The 7,627-nt window shown below is 57.0% G+C and carries 6 protein-coding genes and 1 tRNA gene; 6 read left to right on the forward strand and 1 reads right to left on the reverse strand.

Going from position 1 to position 7,627, the window contains the following annotated elements; all coding sequences use genetic code 11:
- Positions 1-23: 23 nt before the first annotated feature.
- From mutY to M2416_RS26470, 4 genes are all read left to right on the forward strand, one after another.
- On the forward strand, positions 24-1,082 hold the full coding sequence (gene mutY, locus M2416_RS26455) for an A/G-specific adenine glycosylase (RefSeq protein WP_259227578.1): 1,059 nt from the start codon (positions 24-26) through the stop codon (positions 1,080-1,082).
- Positions 1,083-1,110: 28 nt separating this feature from the next.
- Positions 1,111-1,386: an oxidative damage protection protein gene (locus M2416_RS26460; RefSeq protein ID WP_041147215.1), complete on the forward strand. Its 276-nt coding sequence runs from the start codon at positions 1,111-1,113 to the stop codon at positions 1,384-1,386.
- A gap of 49 nt (positions 1,387-1,435) precedes the next feature.
- On the forward strand, positions 1,436-2,518 hold the full coding sequence (mltC, locus tag M2416_RS26465) for a membrane-bound lytic murein transglycosylase MltC (protein ID WP_076946664.1): 1,083 nt from the start codon (positions 1,436-1,438) through the stop codon (positions 2,516-2,518).
- Between the two features lie 241 nt (positions 2,519-2,759).
- On the forward strand, positions 2,760-4,013 hold the full coding sequence (locus M2416_RS26470; RefSeq protein WP_041147217.1) for a nucleoside permease: 1,254 nt from the start codon (positions 2,760-2,762) through the stop codon (positions 4,011-4,013).
- 71 nt (positions 4,014-4,084) lie between these two features.
- Here M2416_RS26470 and M2416_RS26475 read toward each other — a convergent pair whose 3' ends face one another.
- Complete coding sequence (locus M2416_RS26475) at positions 4,085-6,223, reverse strand: ornithine decarboxylase (protein ID WP_259227579.1); 2,139 nt, start codon at positions 6,221-6,223, stop codon at positions 4,085-4,087.
- 431 nt (positions 6,224-6,654) lie between these two features.
- On the opposite strand from M2416_RS26475, the gene M2416_RS26480 reads away from it, so the two are divergent.
- A complete protein-coding gene (locus M2416_RS26480) occupies positions 6,655-7,368 on the forward strand; it encodes a DUF554 domain-containing protein (RefSeq protein WP_241722768.1) in 714 nt (237 codons plus the stop codon).
- Positions 7,369-7,473: 105 nt separating this feature from the next.
- Positions 7,474-7,549: transfer RNA gene (locus M2416_RS26485), tRNA-Phe, on the forward strand.
- Positions 7,550-7,627: the final 78 nt, after the last annotated feature.

Genomic DNA, 7,627 nt, shown 5'->3' on the forward strand with positions numbered 1-7,627 from the left:
ATCGCAATTCCGGAGCTGCAGCTTTGACTTTTCTCGCCGCGCAATTTTCAGCCCAGGTGCTGGAGTGGTACGACAAATACGGGCGTAAAACCCTGCCATGGCAAATCGGCAAAACGCCCTACAAAGTATGGCTCTCCGAGGTGATGTTGCAACAAACGCAGGTGGCAACGGTAATCCCTTATTTTGAACGCTTTATGGTACGTTTCCCAACGGTTATCGATCTGGCCAACGCCCCGCTGGACGAAGTCCTGCATCTGTGGACCGGCCTCGGCTACTACGCCCGGGCGCGTAATTTACATAAGGCGGCGCAGCAGGTGGCCAACCAGCACGACGGCGAATTCCCGCAGACCTTTGACGAAGTGGCCGCCCTGCCCGGAGTCGGACGCTCGACGGCGGGCGCCATTTTATCGCTCTCTCTTGGTAAGCATTTTCCGATTCTCGACGGCAACGTGAAGCGCGTGCTGGCCCGCTGCTATGCGGTCAGCGGCTGGCCGGGAAAAAAAGAGGTAGAGAAGCAGCTTTGGGGGATTAGCGAAGAGGTGACGCCGGCCAAAGGGGTCGAACGTTTTAACCAGGCGATGATGGATCTGGGGGCGATCGTCTGCACCCGCTCGAAGCCTAAATGCGAGCTGTGCCCGCTGAATAACGGCTGCGAGGCCTACGCCAATAATTCATGGACTCAATATCCCGGCAGGAAACCGAAGCAAACTATTCCGCAACGCACCGGCTATTTTCTGCTGATGCAGCACGGCGACGAGGTGTTTCTCGCCCAGCGCCCGCCGGTAGGGCTGTGGGGCGGATTATTCTGTTTTCCGCAGTTTGAAGATGAAGAGACGCTGCGCGAGTGGCTGGCACAGCGGCAGATTCAGGCCGATAATCTGACGCAGCTGACCGCGTTTCGCCACACTTTCAGCCATTTCCACCTGGATATTGTGCCGATGTGGCTTACAGTGCACTCATCAGGCGCATGCATGGATGAAGCTGGCGCACTCTGGTATAACTTAGCGCAGCCGCCGTCGGTCGGTCTGGCGGCTCCCGTGGAACGCCTGTTGCAACAGCTTAAGGCCGGGGCGCTGGTATAGCGTTCAGGCCAATTAAAGAGGATTAATCATGAGCAGAACTATTTTTTGTACTTTCCTGCAGCGCGAAGCGGATGGCCAGGATTTCCAGCTCTACCCGGGCGATCTCGGCAAACGCATCTATAACGAGATCTCCAAAGAAGCCTGGGCCCAGTGGCAGCACAAGCAGACCATGCTGATCAACGAGCAGAAGCTCAACATGATGAACGTAGAGCACCGCAAACTGCTTGAGCAGGAGATGATTCAGTTCCTGTTTGAAGGGAAGGATGTGCATATCGAAGGCTATACGCCGCCGGAAAAACGGTAAGGGCCTGACGGCTTTTACCACCACCAACACAACGCACACTCCCGGAATGATGAAAAAATATTTAGCGCTAGCGCTCATTGCGCCTTTGCTCGTTTCGTGTTCCAGCTCGAATAAAAAGGGCGCCGGGTATGACGAAGCGTGGGTAAAGGACACCAACGGTTTCGATATCCTGATGGGCCAGTTCGCCCACAACGTCGAAAATATTTGGGGTTATAACGAAGTCCTGCTCGCCGGGCCGAAAGACTACGTTAAATATACCGACGGTTATCAGACCCGTAGCCACATCAACTTTGATGAGGGTACCATTACCGTCGAGACTATCGCCGGTACCGATCCCACCGGCCGTCTTCGTCAGACCATCATCAAAACGCTGCTGATGGGCGACGATCCGGGCTCCATTGACCTCTACTCCGACACCGACGATATCCAGATTTCGAAAGAGCCGTTCCTCTACGGTCAGGTGGTGGACAATCACGGCGATCCGATTCGCTGGGAGTGGCGCGCGTCGCGTTACGCCGACTATCTGCTGCAGACGCGGCTGAAAAGCCGCAGCAACGGCCTGCGGATCATTTACAGCATCACCATCAGCCTGGTGCCGAACCACCTCGATAAGCGCGCGCATAAGTATATCGGTATGGTGCGCCAGTCGGCGCGGAAGTACGGCATTGACGAGTCGCTGATCCTGGCGATTATGCAGACCGAATCCTCCTTTAACCCTTACGCCGTCAGCCATGCCGACGCGCTGGGTCTGATGCAGGTCGTCCAGCACAGCGCCGGGAAAGACGTTTTCCGCTCCCAGGGGAGATCGGGCCTGCCGAGCCGCAGCTTCCTGTTCGATCCGGCCAATAATATCGACACCGGCACCGCGTATCTGGCGATGTTGAACAACGTCTACCTCGCCGGCATCGACAACCCTACCTCGCGACGCTACGCGGTGATCACCGCCTATAACGGCGGCGCGGGGAGCGTACTGCGGGTCTTCTCCAGCGATAAGGTCCAGGCGGCCAATATCATTAACAGCATGACGCCGGGCGACGTCTACACGACGCTCACCACCCGCCACCCCTCAGGGGAATCCCGCCGCTACCTGTATAAGGTCAACACGGCGCAGAAGTCCTACCGCCGCAAATAGGGTCTTTACCCTCTACCCGGCTCTCGGCACGCGCGAGAGCCGGGATCGTCTCGTGCCATTTCACCGTGCGCCATACGAAAACGTTATTTGCATCACAATCTAATCTGCAAATTAATATGGATTGCATTTATTTGCGGAAGGTAACAAAACATGATGCCGCTTGCTGATAGAATTTCATCAAATCGTAGTCCTGAATGTAACCATAACAACAGCTCCCCCGCTTACTCGTGAGGAAAATAACATGAACCTTAAGCTGCAGCTTAAAATATTGTCGTTTCTGCAGTTCTGCCTGTGGGGTAGTTGGCTGACTACGCTAGGCTCCTATATGTTTGTGACGCTTAAGTTTGACGGAGCGTCGATCGGTGCCGTATACAGCTCGCTGGGTATTGCGGCCGTGTTTATGCCCACGCTGCTGGGTATCGTGGCGGATAAGTGGATCAGCGCCAAGTGGGTCTATGCGCTATGTCATCTGGTCGGGGCGGGGACGCTGTTTATGGCGGCCCAGGTCACCACGCCGGGTGAGATGTTCCTGGTTATTCTCCTCAACTCGCTGGCCTATATGCCAACGCTGGGGCTGATTAACACCATTTCCTACTATCGTCTGAAATCCGCCGGCATGGATATCGTCACCGATTTCCCGCCTATCCGTATCTGGGGAACCATCGGTTTTATCATGGCGATGTGGGCCGTCAGCTTCGCCGGCTTCGAGCTAAGCCATATGCAGCTTTATATCGGCGCAACGCTCTCCGTCGTGCTGGCGCTGTTCACCCTGACGCTGCCGCATATCCCGGTCTCTAACCAGCAGAAAAACCAGAGCTGGAGCACCATGCTGGGCCTGGACGCATTTGCCCTGTTCAAAAACAAACGGATGGCGATTTTCTTTATCTTCTCCATGCTGTTGGGCGCAGAGCTGCAGATCACCAACATGTTCGGTAATACCTTCCTGCACAGCTTCGACAATAACCCGCTGTTCGCGGGCAGCTTTATCGTCGAGCATGCGTCGGTCATGATGTCGATTTCCCAGATCTCCGAAACCCTGTTTATTCTGACCATTCCGTTCTTCCTGAGCCGCTACGGCATCAAGAACGTCATGCTGATCAGTATCGTGGCGTGGATGCTGCGCTTCGGCCTGTTCGCCTACGGCGACCCATCGCCGTTCGGCACCGTGCTGCTGGTTCTGTCGATGATTGTCTACGGCTGTGCCTTCGACTTCTTCAACATCTCGGGTTCGGTGTTTGTCGAGAAAGAGGTAAGACCGGAAATTCGCGCCAGCGCCCAGGGGATGTTCCTGATGATGACCAACGGCTTCGGCTGTATTCTTGGCGGCGTAGTGAGTGGGAAAGTGGTGGAGATGTATACCACCAACGGTATCACCAACTGGCAGCCGGTATGGCTTATCTTCGCCGGATACTCGCTGGTTCTGGCTTTCGCCTTCGTCGCGCTGTTTAAATACAAGCACGTCAGACAGCCTGCTGCAGTCCAGCAGAGCGCCTGATAGCAGCCCGGCGGCGCAACGCCTGCCGGGCTACAAAATGCCACGCCCCGCGCTCGCGCCGGGGCGTTTTTTTATGCCTTCAGCACGTTGCCATACAGCCGCTTAATGCCGTCAGGATCCGTTTCACTGTAGACGCCCTGCAGCTCCGGCGAGAAGCCGGGCAGCATATTGACGCCCTCCTCCAGCGCGAGGAAGTAGCGCAGCACCGCTCCGCCCCACACTTCGCCCGGCACCACGCACAGCACCCCCGGCGGATACGGCAGCGCCCCCTCAGCCGCCACGCGGCCTTCGGCCTCGCTCAGGCGCACGAGATCAACGTTACCGCGGATAAACTCGCGGTTCGCGTCCTGCGGATTCATCACCACTCGCGGGAAGCTCCGCTTGCGGAACATCTCTTTTTGCAGATCCTTAACGTCGAAACTGACGTACAGATCGTGCATCTCCTGGCACAGCTCGCGGATTGTGTAATCACGATAGCGCACCGGATACTTGTTAAAGATGGTCGGCAGCACGTCGGCCAGCGGGGTATCAGCTTCGATATGCTGTTCAAACTGCGCCAGCATCGCCACCAGCTGCGCCATTTTTTCAGCGCTCTCGGCCGGGGTCAGCAGGAACAGAATCGAGTTCAGATCGCACTTCTCGGGCACAATGCCGTTCTCGCGCAGGTAGTGCGCCAGAATCGTCGCCGGGATCCCGAAGTCGGTATATTCGCCGTTTTGCGCGTCAATGCCCGGCGTGGTCAGCAGCAGCTTGCAGGGATCAACGAAGTACTGATCGCCCGCATAGCCCTCAAAGCCGTGCCAGCTGGCGCCCGGCTCAAAGCTGAAGAAGCGCCGCTCGCGGGCGATGGCTTCGGTCGGATGATCCTGCCACGGACGCCCGGCCACCGTCGGCGGAACAAAGGGCTGAATCATCTTACAGCTGGCGAGGATCGCCTTACGCGCTTCGATACCCAGCGCCACGCACTCTGCCCACAGCCGGCGGCCGCTTTCGCCTTCATGAATTTTGGCATTCACGTCGAGCGCCGCAAACAGCGGGTAAAACGGGCTGGTTGACGCGTGCAGCATAAAGGCGTTATTCAACCGCTTGTGCGGGCAGAATCGTGCCTGGCCGCGCAGGTGGTTATCCTTCTTGTGGATCTGCGACGTTTGCGAGAAACCGGCCTGCTGTTTGTGCACCGACTGGGTGACAAAAATGCCCGGGTCTTCCGGCGTCAGATCGAGCAGCAGCGGCGAACAGTCGGCCATCATCGGAATAAACTGCTCGTAGCCGACCCAGGCGGAATCAAACAGGATGTAGTCGCACAGGCGGCCAATCTTATCCACCACCTGACGGGCGTTGTAGACGGTTCCGTCGTAGGTGCCCAGCTGAATCACCGCCAGGCGGAACGGCCGCGGCGCATCGGCCTTCTCCGGCGCCACTTCACGGATCAGGTTGCGCAGATAGCCTTCATCAAAGCAGTGGTCATCGATGCCGCCGATAAAGCCGAACGGGTTGCGCGAGGCCTCCAGGTAGACCGGCGTGGCCCCGGCCTGAATCAGCGCGCCGTGGTGGTTGGATTTGTGGTTATTACGATCGAACAGTACCAGGTCGCCGCGGGTGAGCAGCGCGTTGCTGACCACCTTGTTCGCCGCCGAGGTGCCGTTAAGGACGAAATAGGTTTTGTCGGCGTTAAACACCTTCGCCGCGAACTTCTGCGCGTGCTTGGCGGAGCCTTCGTGGATCAGCAGGTCACCCAGCTTGACGTCGGCATTGCACATATCGGCGCGGAAGACGTTCTCACCAAAGAAGTCAAAGAACTGACGGCCCGCAGGGTGTTTTTTAAAAAACGCGCCGTGCTGATGTCCCGGACAGGCAAAGGTGCTGTTGTCCATCTCGACGTACTGGGTCAGGGTATTAAAGAACGGCGGCAGCAGGTTGTCTTCATAGCGGCAGGCGGCCGCTTCCAGCTCCAGCCACTCCTGCTCTTTGCCGGTCATCACCGCCGCGACGCCGTCTGGCTTTGCCATTTCGTTGTCGCTTAGCAGATAGACCGGCAGGTTAAACCCGCTACGCTTAAGCAGAGAGAGGATGCCGCTGCGGCTGTCCGCTGCGGTAATGACGACTGCCGCCACATCGGTAAAATCGGTACTGTCCAGCGCTACCACGCGACGGTGGGTGGACAGATGGGGGACCAGCTCGCAGCTGGCGGCAATGCTCATTGATTTCATTAGCGCGAATACCCGTTTCCGGAGAGTAAAAGGCCTCAGACAAGGCGTTCACGCCTTGTCCAACGAAATGTCAGGGTCCGACTGGATTCCAGCTCCGACCGCCCGACATCAGTAAAAGCAGACCGGGTCCGCTTTTACTGTTGTCCTGCAGTGAGCATACGCTGCCTTCACCGCATGAGGGGAAGAGGATCGAGACTAAGAGTAGCAAGATGAGGCGGCTTGCGCATCCGCGCGCGGCGGCAATGCGTTGGTGATGCGGTCATCCCGGCGGCCTCATAGTTGAAGAGAAGAAAATTCGCGCAATAATGTCACCTTTGCCATACCCAGGCAAGATCAATTGCATATGCAGTTACACCACGGATCCACAAGCGTTTACGCCGTGACAGGTTCATAATAATGCACTTATTAGGGATAATTAACGGGAGCACACTGTGGTTACAGGACCTTTTATTAACGCCGGCGCGGTGCTGTTAGGCGGCATTATTGGCGCACTTTTAAGCCAGAGATTGCCGGAGCGCATCCGTACAGCGATGACCTCTATTTTTGGCCTCGCCTCTTTGGGCATCGGTATTTTATTAGTGATTAAATGCGCCAACCTGCCGGTGATGGTGCTCGCCACCCTGCTGGGCGCCCTGCTTGGCGAAGTGTGCAATATGGAGAAAGGGACCAACGCTTTGGTCGGCAAGCTCCAGCAGATATTTTCGCCCAAGGGCAAGCGGCGGGTTGCCGCCCATGACTCTTTTGTGCAGAGCTACGTCGCGATTATCGTGCTGTTCTGCGCCAGCGGCACCGGAGTCTTCGGCGCAATGCGCGAAGGCATGACCGGCGACGCCAGCATTCTTATTGCCAAAGCGTTCCTCGACTTTTTCACCGCCACCATCTTTGCCTGCTCTCTCGGTATTGCCGTCGCGGCGATAAGCGTCCCGATGCTGGCTATTCAGCTCACCCTGGCGGCCTGCGCGGCGTTAATTATGCCTTTGACGACCCCGATGATGATGGCTGATTTCAGCGCCGTTGGCGGAATGCTGCTGCTGGCGACCGGGCTGCGCATCTGCGGTATCAAGATGTTTGCGGTGGTCAATATGCTGCCGGCGCTGGTGCTGGCCATGCCGCTATCGGCAGCCTGGAGCCTCTTTTTCGCCTGAAGGTGCGTGCTTTTAATGCAATGTGGTGATAGATTGTCCATCCTGCGTTGATTTGATGAAATTTCGTTGACGCAGCGAGGCGAATCGGTTTTAATGCGCCCCGTTGCCCGGATAGCTCAGTCGGTAGAGCAGGGGATTGAAAATCCCCGTGTCCTTGGTTCGATTCCGAGTCCGGGCACCACTAATTAGAGAACCCAGCCTATGGCTGGGTTTTTGCTTTTCTGCCGCCGGACTCTCCATCGAACTGCGTTCGATTATT

Origin of the sequence: Klebsiella sp. BIGb0132, assembly GCF_024810075.1 — a bacterium.
GTDB lineage: Bacteria > Pseudomonadota > Gammaproteobacteria > Enterobacterales > Enterobacteriaceae > Klebsiella > Klebsiella terrigena.

Bases quoted from the DNA above. Each gene is read 5' to 3' on its own strand.
- mltC (WP_076946664.1), top strand. From the start codon at position 1,436: ATGAAAAAATATTTAGCGCTAGCGCTCATTGCGCCTTTGCTCGTTTCG.
- M2416_RS26475 (WP_259227579.1), bottom strand. From the start codon at position 6,223: ATGAAATCAATGAGCATTGCCGCCAGCTGCGAGCTGGTCCCCCATCTG.
- M2416_RS26470 (WP_041147217.1), top strand. From the start codon at position 2,760: ATGAACCTTAAGCTGCAGCTTAAAATATTGTCGTTTCTGCAGTTCTGC.
- M2416_RS26460 (WP_041147215.1), top strand. From the start codon at position 1,111: ATGAGCAGAACTATTTTTTGTACTTTCCTGCAGCGCGAAGCGGATGGC.